Raw genomic sequence first — 21481 nt, forward strand, 5'->3', positions numbered from 1 at the left:
CAAGAAGGTGAGTTTGATGAAGAATTTAAAAAGAATGCTTTTTGTTTCTATTGTAGTTGCGTTGGCTTCTCAAGTCAGTATAGGATTAGTTAGCAGTGATTTTAGAGTTTCAGCGGGTATAATACTTTATGTCATATTTCTTTTTTATTATGAAGATTTAAAACCAATTCCAACAGGAATACTATCAGGTATAATAGTGAATCTTCTAAGGTCAATACTATACTATTTTACAATGGGAAATTTTGGTCATGAAATATTATCTTTTCAGATAGAAATATTGTTTTATACTTTTTATGCTATTATTTATTATTTGCTGACCAATGAGAACAACAAGAAAAGCATAAATTATATTTTTTTAGTTATGCTCATTAGTGATTTCGGTGCCAATATCATAGAGTTACTCATTAGAACTATAATAGGCTCTAGTCCTTTTCCATGGGAAATCACTTCTACATTATTTCTTGTAGCACTAGTGCGCTCTGGCATAACCTGGTTAGCTTTAAATTTATTTAAATATTATAAAATGTTACTTATAAAAGAAGAACATGAAGAAAGATATAAAAGACTATTGTGGCTTACATCTCAATTAAAAACAGAAATGTACTGGATGGAAAAGAACATGGAAAATATAGAAAATGTCATGTCTGATTCCTATAGATTGTTTGAAATGATAAATACTGATGAGGACAAGGATAGCTGGGGCGAAAGATCAATAGGCATTGCTCGAGATATACATGAAATAAAAAAGGAAAATGGCTTGGCTATCAGGGGAATAAAAGAAATTACAGAAAGTGAACTTAAAGATGAAAAAATGAGTTTTAAAGATATCATAAGTATTTTATTTGAGACTATGAAAAGAGAAATAAGACGATTAAACAAGAATATTGAGCTTGAAATCCATATGGAAGAAAATTTCTATACTTCACAGCATTATTATCTCATGTCAATTTTTCGCAATCTTGTTATGAATAGCATAGACGCAATTCCTGACACACAAAGAGATGGTAAAATAAGTATTATCCATAGAATTGTTGATGGAGAACATGCTTTTATGGTATCTGACAATGGTTCAGGCATAGATGAAGAAGGGTTAGAGCATATTTTTTCACCTGGATATTCAACTAAAATAAATTATGATACGGGTGAAATAAATAGAGGACTTGGGCTTTCTATAGTCAAACATATAGTTGAAAAACAATTGGAAGGTAGTTTAAAGGTGAGTTCAACAAAAGGCAAGGGAACTACAATATATATATACATACCAAAACATTCTTTGGAGGTGAGTTAGAAATAAAAATATTTATAGTTGAAGATGATGAAAATATCATTAGAATACTAGAAAAAATAATAGTTGATAAAAATTTGGGAGAAGTAGTAGGAAAGGCTACTGATGGGACAAATGGCTTAAAGGAGATAATAGTGTTGAATCCAGATATTGTTCTGGTGGACTTGCTCATGCCCGGCAAAGACGGAATCAATTTGACAAGAGAAGTAAAGACCATACATCCTGATATTCACTATATCATGATATCACAGGTATCTTCTAAAGACATGATTGCCAAAGCCTATGAAAGTGGAATAGAATACTATATTTCAAAACCTATAAATGCTATTGAAGTTGAAACTGTAATAAAAAAAGTTGAAGAAAAAGTTGATATGAAAAAAAAGTTAGATCAAATTCAACAATTATTTTCTCCAGAGACTAAAGATTTAAAAACAAAAGAAACTAGTCATGATAGCATAGAAGGGGTAAAACAAGTTATGCAGAAAATTGGAGTTGCTGGGGAAGTCGGAAGTCAGGATATTGTTGATGTAGCTAAGTATTTGATTGATACAAATCAAACAATGTCTGATTTTACAGTGAAAGAGCTTTGTAGCCATTTTACTGACAATCCTAGAACCATGGAGCAAAGGATAAGAAGAACTGCTACTGTTGGACTCATCAATCTTGCAAATCTTGGAATAGAGGACAATATAAATGAAATATTTGTTGAATATTCCAATGGACTATACAATTTTGAACAAGTAAAAATAGAAATGGATTTTATAAGGGGTAAAACTAAAAAAAGAGGTAAAGTAAATATAAAAAAATTCATAGATGGGATAGTCTATTATGGCAAAAGACTATAAATTAGGAAAGTTAGATAGGAAAAATTCTTATCTAACTTTTTTGTTGTCAAAAACATCACAAAAAACAATAAAATTTTTTTACAGTTTGAAACTTTTTGAAACTATTCGAAGGGCATAAATTATACTTATTAAAACAACTATTAAGTATAATGGGGGGTTAAAACATGTACCAATTTAAGGAGATAGTTAATTTGGCCAATACAGTGTTATGGGACTATGTATTAATATTTGCACTTATAGGTATTGGAATTTTTATGACCATAAAACTTAAGTTTCTACAGTTCACTAGAGTATTCCCAGCGTTAAAGAAAATGATTGTAGATATAGTCAATAAAAAACAAGTAGAAGAAGGGAAAATGTCGCCTTTTCAAGCCTTATCAACAGCGGTAGCAGCTCAAGTTGGAACAGGCAATATAGTAGGTGTAGCTACAGCTATAGCATCAGGTGGGCCAGGAGCTGCATTTTGGATGATAGTATCTGCGTTTTTTGGAATGGCTACAATATTTAGCGAATCAGTTTTAGCACAAAAATATAGAGAAGTCAAAGAAGGAGAAGTAACAGGAGGACCTGCATACTATATAAAAAATGGGCTGAAATCTAAAGGATTGGCTATGTTTTTTGCTACAACATGTATTATTGCATTAGGTATAGTTGGTATCATGGTTCAATCAAATTCAGTAGCAGGATCAGTAAGCAATGCTTTTGGAATACCAGCATATATTGTCACTATAGTACTTGCAATAGTAGTATTTCGTATATTGGTAGGAGGGATGGGAAGAATAGCATCCTTTTCAGAAAAGGTAGTACCAGTTATGGCGGGTCTATATATTCTAGGAAGTATAGTGATAATAATTATGAACATCGGCAATTTCGTTCCGGCAATTAAAAGTATTTTTGTAGGAGCATTTTCACCAAAGGCAATTGGTGGTGGAGCACTAGGTATTACAATTCAACAAACCATAAGATTTGGACTAGCAAGAGGACTTTTTTCAAACGAAGCTGGTATGGGTTCAACACCTCATTCCCATGCAGTTGCAGATGTTTCACATCCTGCTGAACAAGGTTTTGTTGCTATGATAGGTGTATTTATATCAACATTTTTGATTTGTTTATCAACAGTTATGGTCAATATTGCATCAGGAGCATACAATCCAAATATATCAGCAGCTGAAATGACCAAGGGAGCAACTGTCATGACACAAAATGGTTTTGCATCTCAATTTGGTTCATTTGGTGGAATGTTCTTATCAATATGTCTATCATTCTTTGCACTAACTACAATAGTAGGGTGGTATTTCTTTGCTGAAGCAAATGTTAAATTTGTTTTTAACTCCAAACCGGCAACTGTAAATACTTTTAAAGCTATTGCTATAACAGCTTTAGTAGTAGGGACTATGATAGATGCTACTTTTGCATGGCAATTGGCGGATTTGTTTATGGGACTAATGGCTCTTCCAAATATCATAGCACTATTTTTCCTATCAAAAGATGTAAAAGAAATACTTGCTGACTATGATTCATGTGTAGAAAAAGGCAATATTTATTGGGAATATGAATATCAAGATATTGAAGAAGAAAAGACTAGAAAAGGTTCAATACTAAGAAGAGGTTTAAGTACTACAACACTTAAGTAAAAAAATCACGGGAATGTTTCAAATACATTCCCGTGATTTTTTTAATTTCACATAAGTTCTAGCTCTACAACTGTGTCAATATTATCAGGTAGTGGGTATGTAAGCTGTTCAGGACTACCAAAATTAAAAAAGATGTAATCTTCAAAATCTAAAGTATTCCATGGGTTTATTATTCTTATTTCTGAACTATCAGATAAAAGTCTGACTTTTTCCACTTTATCTTTTAAACCTGAAAGTCCTATTGGACCTATACTTGGTTCAAATATATGGGCATAGAGATTGTTTTTATTTTGAGTATAATATCCCCATTCAGGTTTTGGAAGCTCTGACTTGCCACAATTGTAAATACTCTCTCCATTGTTTTTCATCCAAATTCCTATTTCTTTCAAGATATTTAAAGATTCAACAGGAAATTCTCCCTTTGCATTTGGTCCAATATTTAGTAGTAGATTCCCGTTTTTGCTGACACATTCTACCAATTTTCGAATTATCATTTTAGCAGATTTATAATTCTTGTCAGTTGAACAATATCCCCAATGATTGTTCATTGTGATACATGCTTCCCAAGGGATTGAATTGCCATTTTCATCAACTATACCTTCAGGAGGAATTATCTGTTCAGGGGAAGCAAAATCGCCTGCAAAAAAACTTGGATTACTTGTTCTAATGCTACCTGCATTTTCTCCACTAGCTTCTAGTCTATTGTCAATGATCACATCAGGCTGCAAAGTTCTCACCATATTGATAAGTTCTGTGGCTTTCCACTTTTCACCAGACATATCATCATAAGAAAAGTCAAACCAAAGGATGTCAATCTTTCCATAATTGGTGCATAGTTCACGAACCTGTCCATGCATATATTCAAGATATCTTTGAAAATCATGCTGGACATTTTTATAAGAAACATTTTCTCTCATGGGATGATGTCTATCATTATAATGAGGAAAATCAGCATGATACCAGTCAATAGTAGAATAATAAAGACCAACCTTCAAACCTTCTTCACGAAATGCCTCAACATATTCTCTTATCAAATCTCTTTTTGCTTTTGTATTCGTTGATTTATATTCTGTAAATTTGCTATCAAAAAGGCAAAAACCATCATGATGTTTTGCTGTCATAACTGCATATTTCATTCCAGCTTCTTTTGCAGCACGAGCCCAAGATTTTGGGTCATAGTTAATAGGATTGAACTCATCAAAATATATCTGATAATCCTCTTTAGACATTTTTTCATTGCTTCTTATCCATTCACCTCTTGCGGGTATTGAATAAAGTCCAAAATGAATAAACATCCCAAATCTGTCTTTCAAAAACCACTGGGTTCTTTTAGTTCTTTCTTCTACAAGATTCATTTTTCACACCCCCAAAGTTGTTAGTATAAATTATATTATATCATGAGGTGGAATGTGGTGGCATGGGGACGTTTTGTTTGCCACTATTGTATAATCGCACGAAAGTATCACTCGGTGTTTATCAAATTCCAATATATATTTATCGTTTTATAATAAATATATATTGGAATACATAATATATTGTAGTATAATTAATGCGAGGTGATATTATGAAACAAACGGAATTGGTAAAATGGTTAAAGATCATAATTGTCTTTGCAGCTTTGCTGGGCTTGTTTTTATGCTTTGTTCTTGCCCCAAATATAGGGAAAGATACTGCGGCTATGTATCCTGAAGTGGATTATATGTTTTGGCCTTGCTTGATTTTCATCTGGATTACTGCAATACCATTTTACATTGCTCTTTATAAAGGATGGTTGATGTGCAAAGAAATTTCAAAGGACAATTCATTTTGCCTAGATAATGCTAAACGCTTAAAAGATATAGGTAAACTAGCTTTGTTTGAGTCTATATTTTATTTTGTAGGAATGATTATTTTACTTAATATGAATTTGTTACATCCTAGTATTTTTTTTATGATGGTGTTTATTATTTTTGTTGGTATTTCAATTGGGATTGTTTCTTTTGCACTTTCTCATCTTGTTGAGAAGGCAAGTGAATTGAAAGATGAAAATGATTTGACGATATGAGGTGTGAAAATGGCGATTATAGTAAATTTAGATGTCATGTTGGCTAAAAGAAAAATGAGCGTAACTGAATTATCGGAACAGGTGGGAATCACAATGTCAAATATCTCTATTTTAAAAAATGGAAAAGCAAAAGCAATTCGATTTTCTACTCTAGAGAAGATATGTGAAACACTGGATTGCCAGCCAGGTGATATTTTAGAATATTCAAAAGAAGAAAAGTAAAAAAACAGTGTGGAAAATATCGTAGGGGGACCTTTGGTCTCCAATTTATTTTAGGAGATGGTATAATATGAAGAAAAAGATTGCTTATATGTTTCTACTTATGATTCTTATGTGCTCTTTAACAGGTTGTTTTTTATGGTCTATCAACAGAGAAATTTCAATTTTTTTAGGAATTAGCATACCTGGAAATTTAGAAATAGAATATGAGGACACTCATGGAGGATTTCATGGAGATGGAATTACTTTGGCAAGGGCTCAACTTGAGGGAAAAGATGCTGAAAAGATTCTAAAAGAGATTAAAGATAATGATAATTGGAAAAGCTTACCTCTTCCTAAAAATATTGAACTTGTCATGTATGGTGGGGAAAAAGATTCTATGATGTATGAGTCTGATTTAGCTGAAAAACTAGATATGCCTAAAATTCAGAATGGGTACTGGATATTTATTGATAGATACAATAATGAAAAAAGGGTCACTGATGGTGAAGAATTGTTCCCTAGATATTCTGCAAATTATACTGTAGGAATTTATGATGCTGAAAGTAATATTTTGTATTATTGCAAATACGATAGTTGAGCACTGATATTTTAGAAATTAGTGGCAAGGGGACGTTTTGTTTGCCACCTACGATTATACGATTATATGGCTTTATCTATGGCTTCTGAAACAGCTAATGAAGATATTCAATAGGAAAACTAAAAAGTCAAAAAGGCATAAAAACATATAATAGAAACAGTATATATTGATTAAAACATAAAAAAACAAGAAAATTGATGTTTATTTATTTGAAAATGGTGTATACTTATATAACAAAGAAGTAGTATATAAGGGGAGATATTTATGGATTACTTTTATAAAATGTACTATAATATAGGTTCTATTGAAGATAGAAATAAAATTGCAATAAATAGGTACAACTATGATAGTGCTATAAAAACTGGATTAAAAATTAAACCCATTGATCAACCTAAAATTTTTGAGCTTTTTTATGTTCCAACAAATAATACTATTAATTTAATTGAGAAAGTAATGTCATATGATAAGGAATTGGATGAAAAATTTGATATACTTCCAGGAGTTGCAAAGAAAAAATTTATGATAGAAATAATTGCAGATGAACTTTACAGTACAAATGAACTAGAAGGAGTAAAAAGCTCTAGAAAGGAAATTGCTGAGAGTACAAAGTTTATAATGTCAAATAAAAAACCTAAAAATAAAAGGTTTCATAGTATGATAGCATCTTATTTAGAGTTAATAAATGAAAATTTAGAGTATCCAAAATCTGCAGGAGATTATAGGAAAATATATGACAATATAACAAGTGGAGAGATAAAAGAAGGAGAGATTCCAGACGGTAAGATATTTAGAAAGGATATCAATTATGTATATAAAAATGGAAAACAAATACATAGGGGAGTGTATCCGGAAAGTTCAATAATAGAAAAAATTGAAGACTTAATTAAATTTATGAATAAAAAAGATGATGAGTTAAATTACCTTTTAAGGATTGCAATAGGTCATTGTTATTTTGGCTATATACATCCATTCTACGATGGGAATGGAAGGACTGGAAGGTTTATAAGCAGCCTATATTTGAGGGAAAAGTTTTCTTTAATGACAACATTATTATTATCACGTGGATGCAATATAAATAGAACTGAATATTTAAGAATATTTGATGTAACAAATAAAATTGTATCGAGTGGAGAATTAAATTATTTTGTAGATAAATTTTTAGAAACTATTATAGCAGGTCAAGAAGATTTATTAACTAGATTAAATGAAAAAATATATTTACTTGATATGGCTTATGAAAAAATTCAAAATGATGAAAACATAGAAACGGAAGAGGAATTAGACGTGATGTTTGCATTGATACAGGATCATTATTTTAGTCTAGATAGTAAAGGCATGACCGTTAAGGATATGGTTGAAGTTTTACAAAATTCCACAGTAACTGTAAGAAAAAAATTGAAAGCTATGGAGGGAAAAGGATTAATTAAAAGAATTAAGTCAAATCCATTAGTCTATATTCTTCCTGACGAGTATTTGGAAAATGAATAAGATAATTGAAATGGATAGAAATTTTAGGACTAAAATTCAATAAAATAATATACATATTCGATTGGGGAGCAGCTGGAAGTTTTGAAGATATTGTTGCTGAAGCATTGAAAAAATATATTATATGATGATAAATTATATATTGATATTCCAATGTTGTAGGGCAGGATATTGGCTGTAAAAAGGAAAAGATTATATAGACAAGAAGGAGTGACTGAACAAATGAGTAAATATAAAGGTATTATTTTTGATTTAGATGGGACATTGCTAAATACAATTGAAGATATAGGGGATAGTATGAATGGAGTCCTTGAAACATTTAACCTACCTATCTATTCTTATGAAGAATATAAGAAAAAAATAGGAGGAGGATTTAGAAAGTTAACATTAAATAGCTTTCCAGAAAAAATTGATGAAGAGACAATTGACAAAGCTCTAGACATGCTTTATAAAAACTATGATAGAAGATATCTCAACAAGACTAGACCATATGAATCAATTGATAATCTATTGAATTCATTAGTTGAGGAGGGTATAAAGCTAGGTGTTAATTCAAATAAAAAGGATGAATATACCAAGAGTTTAATTGAAAAATTTTTTAAAACTATACCATTTGTTAAAGTCTACGGTGAGAGAAATGGAATTCCAAATAAGCCAGATCCCGCTACAGCTTTAGAAATTGCACAGCTCATGAATCTTAATCCAGAAGAAGTATTGTTTATAGGAGATTCAAATACAGATATTGTGACAGCAAAAAATGCACATATGGATAGTGTAGGAGTACTATGGGGATTTAGAAATCGTGAGGAACTATGCAAATATGGTGCAAGCTATATAGTTTCAAATTGTGAAGAAATTTTATATATAGTAGAGGGTGGCAAGGGGACGTTTTGATTGCCACCTTTTATTTATCTATGATATGCCAGTTTTGGCATTGGTATATATTTTAGGTGACATGTATTGATATGTAGGAGGAAAAAGCAAATTTTTGTAGAAGTATAAAATATTATACAATAATGGTGGCATAGGGACACTCTGATTGCCGCATATATGATACTTATTATTTTGAAAAAGAGGGCGATTAGGATGCAAGCAGGTCCAATGAAATGATTAGCATTACTAAAAGAAAATAAAAGTACATTTAACATTCCAGTATATCAAAGAAATTATGAATGGAGTAAGGAGCGGGTAGAACAATTTTTTAGAGATATTGAAGGGATAATAAGAGATGATTTTAATAATGGCCACTTTTTAGGAACTATTGTTTTTGTTTCTAATGAAAGACAAGGGTTAATGATGGAAAGGATAATTATTGATGGACAGCAGAGGATTACCACCACTGTATTATTATTAAAAGCTATACATGATTCACTAGATGAAAATGACAATGAAGAAATGAGTCACAAAGAGGAAATTTATGAGACATATATTATAAATAAATATGTAGATGAAAAATATAAATTAAAATTAAAACCAGTAGAGGAAGATATGAAAGCTTATACAGATTTAATTGAATCTACTCTTAGTAATGGGAACTCTAAGATATATACAAATTATCAGATATTGATGAATCTAATATCTAATTCAGATTATACAACGCGACAGATTTATGACGCATTATCATTAGTACAAATAGTATATATATCATTAGACAAAAATTCTAGGTCGGAAAATCCACAGTTAATTTTTGAAAGCTTAAACTCTACTGGTCTATCATTAACTGAAGCTGATCTTATAAGAAACTTTATACTTATGGGGTTAGAATATGAGGAACAAATAGAATTTTATAGAAAATATTGGCTTAATATAGAGAAACTTTTACCTAATGCAAGGATTTCTGAATTTGTACGAGACTTTTTAACAATGAAAACAGGCTATACTCCCAATAAAAATAAAGTGTATGCAACATTTAAAAAATACTATATTAGAAATAACTATACTAGTGAAGAAATATTAAAGGACTTACTAAGATATTCCCAATATTATCATTGGTTTATTAATTCTGAATCTGGAACCAATGACATAGATGAATGGCTATGGGAGCTAGAATATATGAAATCTACTGTAGTATATCCATACTTATTAGAATTATTTGATGATTATTTTGAGAAGAAAATTATTTCTAAGGATGAACTACTAGGAACAATGAGCATTATAAATTCATATCTCTATAGGAGAACTATTTGTAATATTCCTACTAATGCATTAAATAAAGTTTTTGCTTCTATGGCTAAAAGTGTAGATGATTTAAGAAAACAGGGAAAATCTCATATTGAAGCTGTTACAGATTTTTTAATGAGCAAAGCTGGGAGTTCGATTTTTCCAAGAGATGCTCAATTCAAAAAAAGTTTTGTTGAACTAGATATATATAACAGGGGAAATAAATTAGCGTTATTTACTTTATACAATATTGAAAAACATCAGCATAAAGAAATTGTAGAATTTGATCAATTAACAGTAGAACATATTATGCCACAAACCTTAACCCCTAAATGGAACATTGATTTAGGAAAGGATGGAGATGAGGTTCATAAATTATATAAGGATACTATTGGAAACTTAACAATTACAAAATATAATTCGGAAATATCAAACAAAAGCTTTGAGGACAAAAAAGATATTTATTCGAATTCAAACATTAAATTGACAAGAGATATTACAAATTTTGAAAAATGGAATAAAAATAGCATTATAGGTAGAGCAAATAGTTTATTTGAAAGAGCAAATGAAATTTGGGAACTTCCAGTAGACGATTATATAAATGTAACACAGGAAAATTTAATTACAGGTGAAGAGTATTCAATAATGGATAATGTAGATGTTACAGGATATAAGCCTACGGCATTGATTATAGATAATGATAGAATTCCCATTTCATCATGGAAGGACATGTTAGTTGAAATGTGTGATTTTTTATTAAATTTTGATAGAGAATTGTTTTATTCTTTATTAGATAATAAAAACTTTAGAAAATTAATTTCTAGGAATGCTGATGATATAAGGAAAGAAGAACAGTTGGCAGAAGGCTTATATCTAGAAACAAATTTAAATGCAAATGATATTTTAAATTATGTCAGACTGTTAACTACAGAATTTGATATGGAAGAATTCATTGATTTTACTGTAAGATACTAATGTATTATATGATGATTTTTTAGTTACACGATTAGAATCATGAAAGGGCTGAATAAATTCAGAAAAATAAAGACAACAAAAATTGTTAATGATATAATAAAGGTTAAAGTGGACCATTTGAGAGGACGTGATGGTAATATATGCTAGAATATACTTCTGTATTGAAGTCTAGACCTTTTTTATATCTTGAACTTAAAAAGGCAGCACAGCTGAAAATACAAGGACTAGACGAAAAAGAAATAAAATATAAAGCTATAGAAGAAAATATATTTGCTGTTAACACAGAAACCAGAAAAAAAGAAATTGCTTCAACAGTTATCAATAGAATAGAAGAATTAGACATGTATATATTGGATAAAATTGTTAATGGAAGTTTACAAACAAGTAAACAATTGGCTTTATATAGTATTTTAAAAACTGACAGATTGTTCTTTGAGTTTATGAAAGAAGTCTACAGAGAAAAAATACTACTAAAAGATTCTATCATAACCGATAAAAATTTTAATATTTTTTTTAGGAGAAAGGCTGAACAGAGCGAACAAATAGCAAATTGGAAAGATTATACACTTTACAAATTAAAACAAGTTTATAAGAGAGTTTTATCTGAAGCAGGATTTATCAAAAATTCAAAGAAAGAAATTGAAATTATACCTCAAATAATGGAGGCTGAAGTGATTGAATATTTAAAAGATAAAGGAGATATATTGTATCTAGAAGTGATGTTAGGAGAGATATAGATGGAAATTTATGAAAGACTGGACAAAATCCTTCCAAGGGTGCAGGAGAAACGATTTAGAGAAAATAAAGGTTTGGGAAATGAAATAGGTTTTTACATATTTGATTATGATCCATCAGACGAATTAATTGTTAGGGATCATATCAAATTTTTAAAGCAAAAAATAAACAATGAAGATTTAGAGATTAAAATCAAGGAATTTGATTTATATGAGATTATTTTAGAAATATTAGAGGACAAGGGTTATCTTAACAAGGTTTTTGAAATGGAAAAACAAAGGGGAACAGAATATGTTATAAATGCCATAAAAAAGACTTTAAGACTTACTCAAAAGAATGATTTAGTTGTTGAATATATAAGAAACCGAGTTAACGATAATGATATAGTTTTTTTAACAGGAGTAGGTAAAGCATGGCCTATTATTAGATCTCACACTGTTTTAAATACTTTACATGCTCCAATAGATGATGTTCCTCTAGTTATGTTTTTTCCAGGAATATATGACGGATTGGAACTCAAATTGTTTGGAGAAATAAAAGATGACAACTATTATAGGGCTTTTAAATTAATTGATAGATAAAGGGGGGAATGGCGCTATGGAACTTAGAAAATTGTTCTATAAAGAAATTGATAGGGAAATCAAAGGTGTTATTAAAATTGGACAAGAAGATGACAAAAATGTTTATCAAGAACTGGAAGAATACATAGTTACTAGGGAATTATCTAAGCATTTTAGTGAATTTTTCGAGGCTTATGAAAAAGGGCTCAACAATTATACGGATAAAATGGGAGTTTGGATTTCAGGCTTCTTCGGAAGTGGTAAGTCTCACTTCTTGAAGATACTTTCATATCTGTTGGAAAACAAAGAGGTCAGGGGAAAAAAAGCGATTTCATATTTTGATGACAAGTTAGAAGACCCTATGGTGCTGGCAGACATGAAGATAGCAGGGGATACAAGTGCTGATGTAATTTTATTTAATATAGATTCAAAATCAGATTCGAATTCTAAAACAAATAAAGATGCTATAGTCAAAGTTTTCATGAAAGTATTCAATGAAATGCAAGGTTTATGTGCTGCATTGCCTTGGGTTGCAGAATTAGAGAGACAGCTACTAAAAGATGGTACATATGAAGCCTTTAAATCTAAATTTGAAGAATTGTCAGGTAATAAATGGACTGATGCGAGAGAAGATTTCTATTTTGAAGAAGACAACATTGTAAAAGCCTTAGCAGAAACAACCAAAATGAGTAGGGATGCTGCAAGAAGTTGGTACAACAAGGCAGAAGAAAACTATTCTTTAAGTATAGAAAAATTTGCAATGATGGTTCAAGAATACATAGAATCCAAGGGTAATAATCACCATGTGGTTTTTTTGGTAGATGAAATTGGACAATATATTGGCGATGATGTAGGTCTTATGTTGAATCTTCAAACATTGGTAGAAGATTTAGGGACTTATTGTGGAGGAAGAGCATGGGTCATAGTTACATCCCAACAAGATATTGACTCTATTACAAAGGTGAAAGGAAATGATTTCTCCAAAATACAAGGTAGATTCAACACTAGACTTAATTTATCTTCTGCGAACGTAGACGAAGTAATTAAGGGAAGGATACTTCGCAAAAATGATGTTGCTATAGATACATTAAAACTCCTATATCAAGATAAAGAAGCTATACTAAAAAACCTAATTACTTTTTCTTCAGATACAGCTGAAATGAAAACATACAGAACTGAAGAAGATTTCATAGATGTATATCCTTTCATACCATATCAATTTAATCTATTGCAATCTGTGTTTACAGGGGTAAGACTCCATGGGGCTAGTGGCAAACACTTATCTGAAGGAGAAAGATCCTTACTTAGTGCTTTCCAGGAGTCGGCAGTTATGTATGCAGATGAAAAAATAGGTACACTTATACCATTTTCAGCTTTTTATGACACAATAGAGGCATTTTTGGATTCAAATATTAGAACGGTAATCATCCACGCAGAGGATAATGCCAATTTAAATAAAGAAGATATAGAAGTGCTAAAAGTATTATTCATGATTAAATATGTGAAAGAAATGCCTTCAAATATCGAAAATATAGCTACTTTAATGGTAAGTCATATTGATGATGATAAAATAGAACTTAAAAAGAAAATAGAGGAATCTTTAAAAAGACTGATAAAAGAAACATTGATTCAGAAAAATGGAGATGAATATATATTTCTTACCCATGAAGAACAGGATGTAAATAAAGAAATACACAATATTCCTATTGATATGAGCGAAACCATATTAAAAATTGGAGAGGAAATATTTGAGGGAATTTATAATGAAAAGAAATATAGATACAATTTTAGATATCATTTCGAATTTAATAAAATAATAGACGATAGGTTTTTGTCACCCCAAAAGAGTGAAATGGGGCTAAAAGTTATTACCCCTTATTATGATACAGGTATAGAATTAACAGATCAAGAGTTGAAGATGATGTCTACTAGGGAAAACAATTTAATTATGAAACTTCCTATGGATACTACGTTTTTGGAAGAAATGGAAGAAGTATTAAAGATTCAGACTTACTTGTTAAGAAAAGGTGGGGTATCATCTACCTCTGAAATAGAGGAAATAAAGATTAGAAAATCCAGAGAAGTTGCAGAAAGAAAAGAAAGAATAAGGACTCTGTTAATTGAAGCATTAAAGTCAGCAGATTTATATGCCAATGCACAAAAATTAGATATAAAGGCTAAAAATCCTGTGGAAAGAATCAATGAAGGGTTCAAATACCTTATAGAGAGTATGTACAACAAGTTAAACTATATAACGACTTTTGTAGAAAATCATAAAGATTTAAATGATATTTTATTAGAAGATAATATACAATTAAAACTTACAGATGATGTGCCCAATAAATTGGCAATGGATGAGATTGACGGATATATCGAGAGGAATACGGATAGAAATGTCCCTATGACTATTAAATCTATTATAAGCTTATATTCAAAACAACCCTATGGATGGAAGGATTTAGATATTGTAGGAATTGTTTTAAGATTGTTTAAGGGTCAAGAGATTAAATTGCAAATGGGAAATGAGTATTTAAACACATCAGATAAGGATCTCATTAACTATTTGACTAAGAGAGACTACCAAGAGAGATTGATGGTGAAAAAGAGAACTAGAACTCCTGCAAAGTATATAAACAATGCTAGAAATCTAGCTAAAGAAGTATTTAATTTCTCTGCAATGCCTAGTGATGAAGATGGATTAATGGAAAGATTTAAGAAGTTGTGTGATGATGAATTGAAAACGAGAAATACAGATACCAATGATTATGGAATCTATTTTTTACTAGAAGAATATAAAAACAATAACTTCTACCCTGGGAAAGAAGTGCTGGAAAGAGGACAAAAATTATTTGAAGAAATTTCAAATATAAAAGATGCCAAGGAATTCTATGAAAGATTATATGAATTGCAGGATGATTTGTTAGAATATGAGGAAGCTGTTTTTGATGTGAAGAAATTTTTCAAGAATCAAAAAGAGCAGTTTGATAAAGCTGTTCACAAGTTAGAGATTTATGAGAATAATAAAACCTATATAGTAGATAAGGATACTATCAAAATTGTAGATGAAATTCAGAGCATAGTAAAATTAAAAGAACCCTATTCTCAAATTCATAGATTGCCAAATTTAATTGATGAATTTGTAAGTAAGTTTACCGAGTTACTAGAGGAAGAATGTAAGCCTGTAAGAACTGTTATTGAAAGTGATTTAAAAATAGTATTAAAAGAATTGGAACTATACGATTTTGACGAAGAATTAAGAAATAATTTTGAAGCAAGATTTAACAATCTACTAAACCGCTTGGATAGTGCCAACAACTTTTATGAAGCTATTGCTATGAAAGAAGAATCAGATAGATTAAAGATTCGTTCATTTGATGAAATTGAAAAAGAAAAGGCGAAGAGAAAATCTAAGGCTGAACCAACAGCACCAGAAGTATTTCACGATGATCCTGAACAGGGATATAGTCCAAAAGTAGTCAAAAATGTCAGTATAGCAAATATACTTCATGGTGCGAAAGTCATTGAGACAGAAGAAGATATAGAAGAAGTAGTTGATCAAATACGAAGTAAATTAAAAGAGCAACTTAGCGAAGATACGAAATTGAAATTAATCTGATTTGGGGGAAATGAATATGAATAAATCTGCTATAAAGAATTTTGCTGTAAGAGCAAGAAATAATTTAATAGAAGATATAACCCAAAAAGCTTATGAATTAGGGATTACAAAGGATGAAATAAAAGATACAGAGACTTTTGAAGGTGGATTTAAAATCAAAGGGATAGAAAATGGCAAAATCTATAAAAAATATGAAATAAAACAGAGAGAAAAGCTAGTTTCCAATATAAAGGCAAAGGGATTTGAGCAAGTCATAGAAGAAGTAGCTTATACATGGTTCAATAGATTTATTGCCCTACGTTTTATGGAAGTCAATGATTACCTTCCAACGGGGGTTAGGGTATTATCTTCTATAGAAGAAGGGAAAACAGAACCAGACATCATAAAAGAAGCCTTAAATATTGATTTGGATATAAATCGTGAAATTGTTTATAGGCTTATAGATGAAAATGATACAGAGGATTTATATAAATATGTCTTGATTAAACAATGTAATCAACTAGGGCAAATCATGCCTATGGTTTTTGAAGAAATATCTGATTATACAGAGCTGTTATTGCCAGACAATTTATTGGCAGAAGGTTCTGTAATCAGGGATTTAGTAGAATCTATAGATGAAGAAGACTATAAGGACCAAGTTGAAATAATTGGTTGGCTATATCAATACTATATTTCTGAAAAGAAAGATGAAGTGTTTGCTGACTTAAAGAAAAATAAAAAGATTACAAAAGCAAATATACCTGCTGCAACACAATTATTTACTCCTAAATGGATTGTTAAATACATGGTAGAAAATTCTTTAGGGAGATTGTGGCTTGAGTCTCATCCAGATGAAGAATTACAGGCAAAGTGGAAGTATTATTTAGAAGAAGCAGAACAAGACCCAGAAGTACAAAAAAAACTTGATGAACTGAAAGACCCAAATTTAAATCCTGAAGATATAAAGGTGCTAGATCCAGCTATGGGAAGTGGGCATATACTTGTCTATGCCTTTGACGTTCTTTATGATATATATTTAAAAGCTAATTATTCTGAAAGGGATATACCAAAGCTAATATTGGAGAAAAATTTATATGGACTTGATATAGATGATAGAGCAGGACAACTAGCATCATTTGCCCTCATGATGAAAGCAAGGAGCAAGAATAGAAGAATTTTTAGAAGAAAGATAGAGCTAAATCTTTGTTCAATACAAGAAAGCAATGGTATTCCAAAGGAAGCCATAGAGTATTTCTGTAGGGGAGACCTTTGGTCTCCAGAAACAACAAAAGATGTTAAGTGTTTAATTGAAGTTTTTCATGATGCCAAAGAATATGGTTCTATATTGGATGTAAAGAATATTGACTTTGATACCATTGAAAGAAGGTTAGAGGAGATAAGGAATGGAGATACAATTGATTTATTTCAATTGCAGTATAGAGAAGTAATATTGGAAAACCTACCTCCACTTGTGAAACAGGGGAGGATAATGAGTGAGAAGTATGATGTAGTATGTACCAATCCACCTTATATGGGAAGCGGGGGAATGAATAAAAGATTAAAGAAATATATAAATAAAAATTATAAAGATGCGTGTAAAGACTTGAGTACCGTGTTTATGGAATGTTCAATTGCATTTTTAAAAAGTGATGGATTATTATCTATGATAAATATTCCGACATGGATGTTTTTATTTTCTTATAGAAACATCAGAAAAAAAATCATAAATAAAAATACAATTATTAATCTATTACATTTGGGAAGAGGTGTATTCGGTTCTGATTTTGGAACAGTTGCATTCATTATAAATAAGAGACAAATTACACAGTACAAAGGGTATTATAAGAGATTTTTTATAGAGCATGTTAAAGTAGATAGTTTAGAAGAAAAAAGAAATAAGTTTTTCACTGATAGTGGAATCTATTTTACAAAACAAGAAAAATTTGGAAAAATAATAGGAGTACCAATAGCTTACTGGATAAATGAGTCATATATAAATGTTTTTGAAACAAATAAAAAATTAAAGGATTATGCAATTTTATTTGAAGGGCTTAAGACGAGAGATAATGGTCGTTTTTTGAGACTATGGCATGAGGTTGAATATGATAAGTTTTGTAATTGGAAACCATATAATAAAGGCGGAGAATTTAGACGATGGTATGGCAATAATAACTATATAATTAAGTGGCATGATGATGGCAAGGATATAAAAGCATTCAAAAAATCTAGTGGGGCTAACTTTATGAATTATTTTGAGGATACAGTTACATGGTCATCAGTTACTAGTTATAAATTTTCTACTAGATATATAGAAAGTTCTATATTTGGTGGAGGAGGTTCTGGAATAGTTGGTTTTCAGAATGTTGATTTCAAATATATTCTTGGACTATTAAATACAAATGTTGTAAATGAAATATTAAATATATTTGGAACTGCTCTTAATTATGAAGTAGGTATTGTTGGAGAAATTCCAATAGTTATAAATCAAGAATGTGAAAAAAGAGTCAAAAGCATTGTAGAAAAAAATATAGAAATATCTCGACAAGACTGGGATTCATTTGAAACTTCATGGGATTTTAAGATTCACCCATTATTGAATAAAGAATTTAACTTTATGTATCTTGACTTGACAACTGGGTTACCAAATAAAACCATAAAAAGTGCATATGAAATATGGGAATACTTTTCTGAATCACAATTTGCCAAACTCAAAGCAAACGAAGAGGAACTAAATCGTATTTTCATTGATATCTATGGACTTCAAGATGAACTTACCCCAGAAGTTGAAGACAAAGATATAACCATCAGTAAAGCAGATAGGGAAAGAGATATTAAATCCTTCATTTCTTACGCAGTAGGCTGTATGTTTGGGCGATATTCTTTAGATGAAGAAGGTTTAATATATGCTGGAGGAGAATTTGATATAAATAAATACAAAACGTTTATCCCTACTAAAGATAATGTCCTCGTTATAGCAGATGATGATTATTTTGAAGATGATATTGTCAATAGATTTGTAGAATTTGTCAAGGTAACCTTTGGTGAAGAAACATTGGAAGAAAATCTTGATTACATTTCTGAAACATTAGGAAATAAAGCAAATGAAACTTCAAGACAGACTATTAGGAGATATTTCTTGAAGGATTTCTACAATGACCATGTCAAGACTTATAAGAAACGACCTATTTATTGGCTGTTTGATAGCGGAAAGCAAAATGGATTTAAGGCTCTTATTTATATGCATCGTTATGATGTATCAACTGTGGCAAGAGTTCGAACGGATTATCTTCATAAATTGCAAAAGAAATATGAAGCAGAAGTAAAAAGATTGGATATCCTCATAAATTCAGATTTATCTGCAAGAGAAAAAGCTACTGCGAAGAAGAAAAAAGATAGTGTAGGTAAACAAATACTAGAATGTATTGCTTATGATCAAGTGATAGCCCATGTGGCAAATCAGAAAATAGAAATTGATTTAGATGATGGCGTAGCAGTTAATTATGGGAAATTTCAAGGAGTTCAAATTCCTCAAGGAGAAGGGAAAAAGCCATTAAAAGCCGATTTATTGGCTAAAATATAAATTGGAGGTGATATTGTGAGGTATATAGAAGATTTATATATAAAAAGGTTTAGAGGGATTAAAGATTTGGAATTATCTGACCTGGGGGAAGTAAACATTTTGCTTGGGAAGAATAATTCTGGGAAAACATCTGTATTAGAAGCTATAGAGATTATTGAAAACCCATTGGACGAAGGCAGTATTATTCGTGTCGGGAAAAAAAGAGAATTATTCAACAATCAAAGCTCATCTTATAATATTTTTAGAAATATGTTAAACAAGCACTCCAATAGTATTGAAATTAATGGGACTATAAAAGAAAAACAATTTGAAATGAGTATTAAAGGCAAAGAAATTTCTGTAATCAGCGAAGCTTCATATTCTCCTATTGTTAAAGGCTTTGAAGGAAAAGCAAAAGTTAATTTTGGACAAATACATTACGAAGAAGATTTTAAGATTTTACAAACTGATAAAAGCTTTGTCGTAGATGACAAGTTGAATTTATTACCTATAGTCCATATTGCGCCAATTGATCACTTGCTAGAGAATAGTTCAAATGAAGTTATAAAAAAGGGGAAAAAGAAAGAGTTAATACAATTGCTAAGTATATTTGATAAAGACATAATTGGATTAGAAATGGTTGAGGAAAATAATAAAACTGTACCATATATAGAACATAAAAAATTAGGGTTGATGCCACTATCTACTTATGGAGATGGTTTAAAAAGGGTACTTTTATTGGGTTCATCCATTATTAAAGCTGAAAAAGGGGTTTTGTTAATAGATGAAGTAGAAACTGCTATTCATATAGATGCTTTTGTGGATGTGTTTAAATGGTTTATAAAAGCTTGCGAAAAATATAATGTTCAAGTATTTATGACTACCCATAGCATAGAAGTTATTGATTCTATATTGGAAATCCAAGATACTGAGGAAAATGTAGATTTTTTCAGAGAGTCTTTAAGAGTGATTACGATTAAAAATAGCATTGATGAAAATAAAACTGTAGTAAGAAATTTAGATGGATTTAAAGCTCATGAAGCACGAGAAGACTTCGGATTGGAGTTGAGATAATGAAGAGTATATTATTGTGCGAAGGTCAATCAGATGCTATTTTAATTAGCTATTATTTAAATAGAGTTAAAGGATGGACTTTTTACGGCAAAAAAGATAAGCGAAAAAACATTATTCCTATAAGAAATAAGGAAAATGAAGAAGCAAATTGGTATGTCTTAAGGGATGATTTACTAGTTATATGGGGTATTGGAGGAAAAGATAACTTTAAATATGCCATTGAACAGGTTTTAAAAATAAACAAAGTGGCAAATAAAGAAGATGTATTTAATAAAATAATTGTATTAAGAGATAGAGATAATTTCGAAAATGACATTGATATACTTAATGAATTAAATAACTATTTTAATGGAGTTAATCTAGAAAATAATCAATGGAAAGAAAAATTGTTTGTTAATGAGTCTCAAGAAACTATAAGTGTAAACATATTGCCTATTATTATTCCTTTTGATAAAAAAGGAGCATTAGAAACATTTATACTAGATGCTATTTGTGAAATGGGGGAAGAAGAAAGCTATATAGTAAATAAGAGCAAAGAATTTATTTCGATTTTTAACCTAGAAAACTATCTAAATACCCAAAGATTGAAAGTAAAGGGAGAGTTGGCGGTAACTCTTGGAACAATGTTTCCTCAAAAGACTTTTACTCCGATTGATTCTATGTTGAGAAATATTGACTGGGAGGAATATAGAACTATTCAAGATGGATTTAGGAAGTTAGAAGAAATATAA

At 30.3% G+C, this 21481-nt stretch carries 16 protein-coding genes and 1 pseudogene; 16 read left to right on the plus strand and 1 reads right to left on the minus strand.

The window, feature by feature from the left end:
* Nucleotides 1-16 precede the first annotated feature (16 nt).
* The 3 genes from BUA21_RS05880 to BUA21_RS05890 all read left to right on the plus strand — a co-directional run bounded on the left by BUA21_RS05880 (nucleotide 17) and on the right by BUA21_RS05890 (nucleotide 3764).
* Nucleotides 17-1288: a sensor histidine kinase gene (locus BUA21_RS05880; RefSeq protein ID WP_072743882.1), complete on the plus strand. Its 1272-nt coding sequence runs from the start codon at nucleotides 17-19 to the stop codon at nucleotides 1286-1288.
* A 14-nt stretch (nucleotides 1289-1302) separates the two neighbouring features.
* The gene (locus BUA21_RS05885; RefSeq protein WP_268801897.1) at nucleotides 1303-2130 is read left to right on the plus strand and encodes a DNA-binding domain-containing protein; all 828 of its coding nucleotides are present in this window, start codon (nucleotides 1303-1305) and stop codon (nucleotides 2128-2130) included.
* 164 nt (nucleotides 2131-2294) lie between these two features.
* Nucleotides 2295-3764, plus strand: coding sequence for an alanine/glycine:cation symporter family protein (locus tag BUA21_RS05890; protein WP_072743884.1), 1470 nt, complete (start codon nucleotides 2295-2297; stop codon nucleotides 3762-3764).
* Between the two features lie 47 nt (nucleotides 3765-3811).
* On the opposite strand, the gene BUA21_RS05895 is transcribed toward BUA21_RS05890, so the two are convergent.
* Nucleotides 3812-5119: an alpha-L-fucosidase gene (locus BUA21_RS05895; RefSeq protein WP_072743885.1), complete on the minus strand. Its 1308-nt coding sequence runs from the start codon at nucleotides 5117-5119 to the stop codon at nucleotides 3812-3814.
* A 209-nt stretch (nucleotides 5120-5328) separates the two neighbouring features.
* Between BUA21_RS05895 and BUA21_RS05900 the strand changes: the two genes are divergently transcribed.
* The 13 genes and pseudogenes from BUA21_RS05900 (at nucleotide 5329) to BUA21_RS05955 (ending at nucleotide 21481) form a co-directional block, all read left to right on the plus strand.
* A complete protein-coding gene (locus BUA21_RS05900; RefSeq protein WP_072743886.1) occupies nucleotides 5329-5808 on the plus strand; it encodes a DUF2975 domain-containing protein in 480 nt (159 codons plus the stop codon).
* A gap of 9 nt (nucleotides 5809-5817) precedes the next feature.
* The gene (locus tag BUA21_RS05905) at nucleotides 5818-6030 is read left to right on the plus strand and encodes a helix-turn-helix domain-containing protein (protein ID WP_072743887.1); all 213 of its coding nucleotides are present in this window, start codon (nucleotides 5818-5820) and stop codon (nucleotides 6028-6030) included.
* A gap of 67 nt (nucleotides 6031-6097) precedes the next feature.
* On the plus strand, nucleotides 6098-6607 hold the full coding sequence (locus BUA21_RS05910; protein WP_072743888.1) for a hypothetical protein: 510 nt from the start codon (nucleotides 6098-6100) through the stop codon (nucleotides 6605-6607).
* A gap of 264 nt (nucleotides 6608-6871) precedes the next feature.
* Entirely contained in the window at nucleotides 6872-8095 is a 1224-nt protein-coding gene (locus BUA21_RS05915) for a Fic family protein (RefSeq protein ID WP_072743889.1), read from the plus strand.
* Nucleotides 8096-8263: 168 nt separating this feature from the next.
* Nucleotides 8264-8986 carry an HAD family hydrolase gene (locus BUA21_RS05920; protein WP_233242551.1) on the plus strand — a complete coding sequence of 241 codons (723 nt, stop codon included), beginning with the start codon at nucleotides 8264-8266 and terminating at the stop codon, nucleotides 8984-8986.
* Between the two features lie 234 nt (nucleotides 8987-9220).
* Nucleotides 9221-9829: pseudogene (locus BUA21_RS15210) on the plus strand (DUF262 domain-containing protein); the annotation flags it as partial.
* Nucleotides 9830-10387: 558 nt separating this feature from the next.
* Complete coding sequence (locus tag BUA21_RS15215) at nucleotides 10388-11227, plus strand: HNH endonuclease family protein (protein WP_268801898.1); 840 nt, start codon at nucleotides 10388-10390, stop codon at nucleotides 11225-11227.
* Nucleotides 11228-11367: 140 nt separating this feature from the next.
* Entirely contained in the window at nucleotides 11368-11964 is a 597-nt protein-coding gene (locus BUA21_RS05930; protein ID WP_072743891.1) for a DUF1819 family protein, read from the plus strand.
* The gene (locus BUA21_RS05935) at nucleotides 11965-12543 is read left to right on the plus strand and encodes a DUF1788 domain-containing protein (RefSeq protein ID WP_072743892.1); all 579 of its coding nucleotides are present in this window, start codon (nucleotides 11965-11967) and stop codon (nucleotides 12541-12543) included.
* A 16-nt stretch (nucleotides 12544-12559) separates the two neighbouring features.
* Nucleotides 12560-16138: a BREX system P-loop protein BrxC gene (gene brxC, locus BUA21_RS05940; protein ID WP_072743893.1), complete on the plus strand. Its 3579-nt coding sequence runs from the start codon at nucleotides 12560-12562 to the stop codon at nucleotides 16136-16138.
* A gap of 16 nt (nucleotides 16139-16154) precedes the next feature.
* On the plus strand, nucleotides 16155-19697 hold the full coding sequence (pglX, locus tag BUA21_RS05945) for a BREX-1 system adenine-specific DNA-methyltransferase PglX (protein ID WP_072743894.1): 3543 nt from the start codon (nucleotides 16155-16157) through the stop codon (nucleotides 19695-19697).
* Nucleotides 19698-19712: 15 nt separating this feature from the next.
* A complete protein-coding gene (locus BUA21_RS05950) occupies nucleotides 19713-20750 on the plus strand; it encodes an AAA family ATPase (protein ID WP_072743895.1) in 1038 nt (345 codons plus the stop codon).
* Complete coding sequence (locus tag BUA21_RS05955) at nucleotides 20750-21481, plus strand: DUF3226 domain-containing protein (protein ID WP_072743896.1); 732 nt, start codon at nucleotides 20750-20752, stop codon at nucleotides 21479-21481. The genes BUA21_RS05950 and BUA21_RS05955 overlap by 1 nt, the downstream gene beginning before the upstream one ends.

Origin of the sequence: Sporanaerobacter acetigenes DSM 13106 (assembly GCF_900130025.1) — a bacterium.
Lineage (GTDB): Bacteria > Bacillota > Clostridia > Tissierellales > Sporanaerobacteraceae > Sporanaerobacter > Sporanaerobacter acetigenes.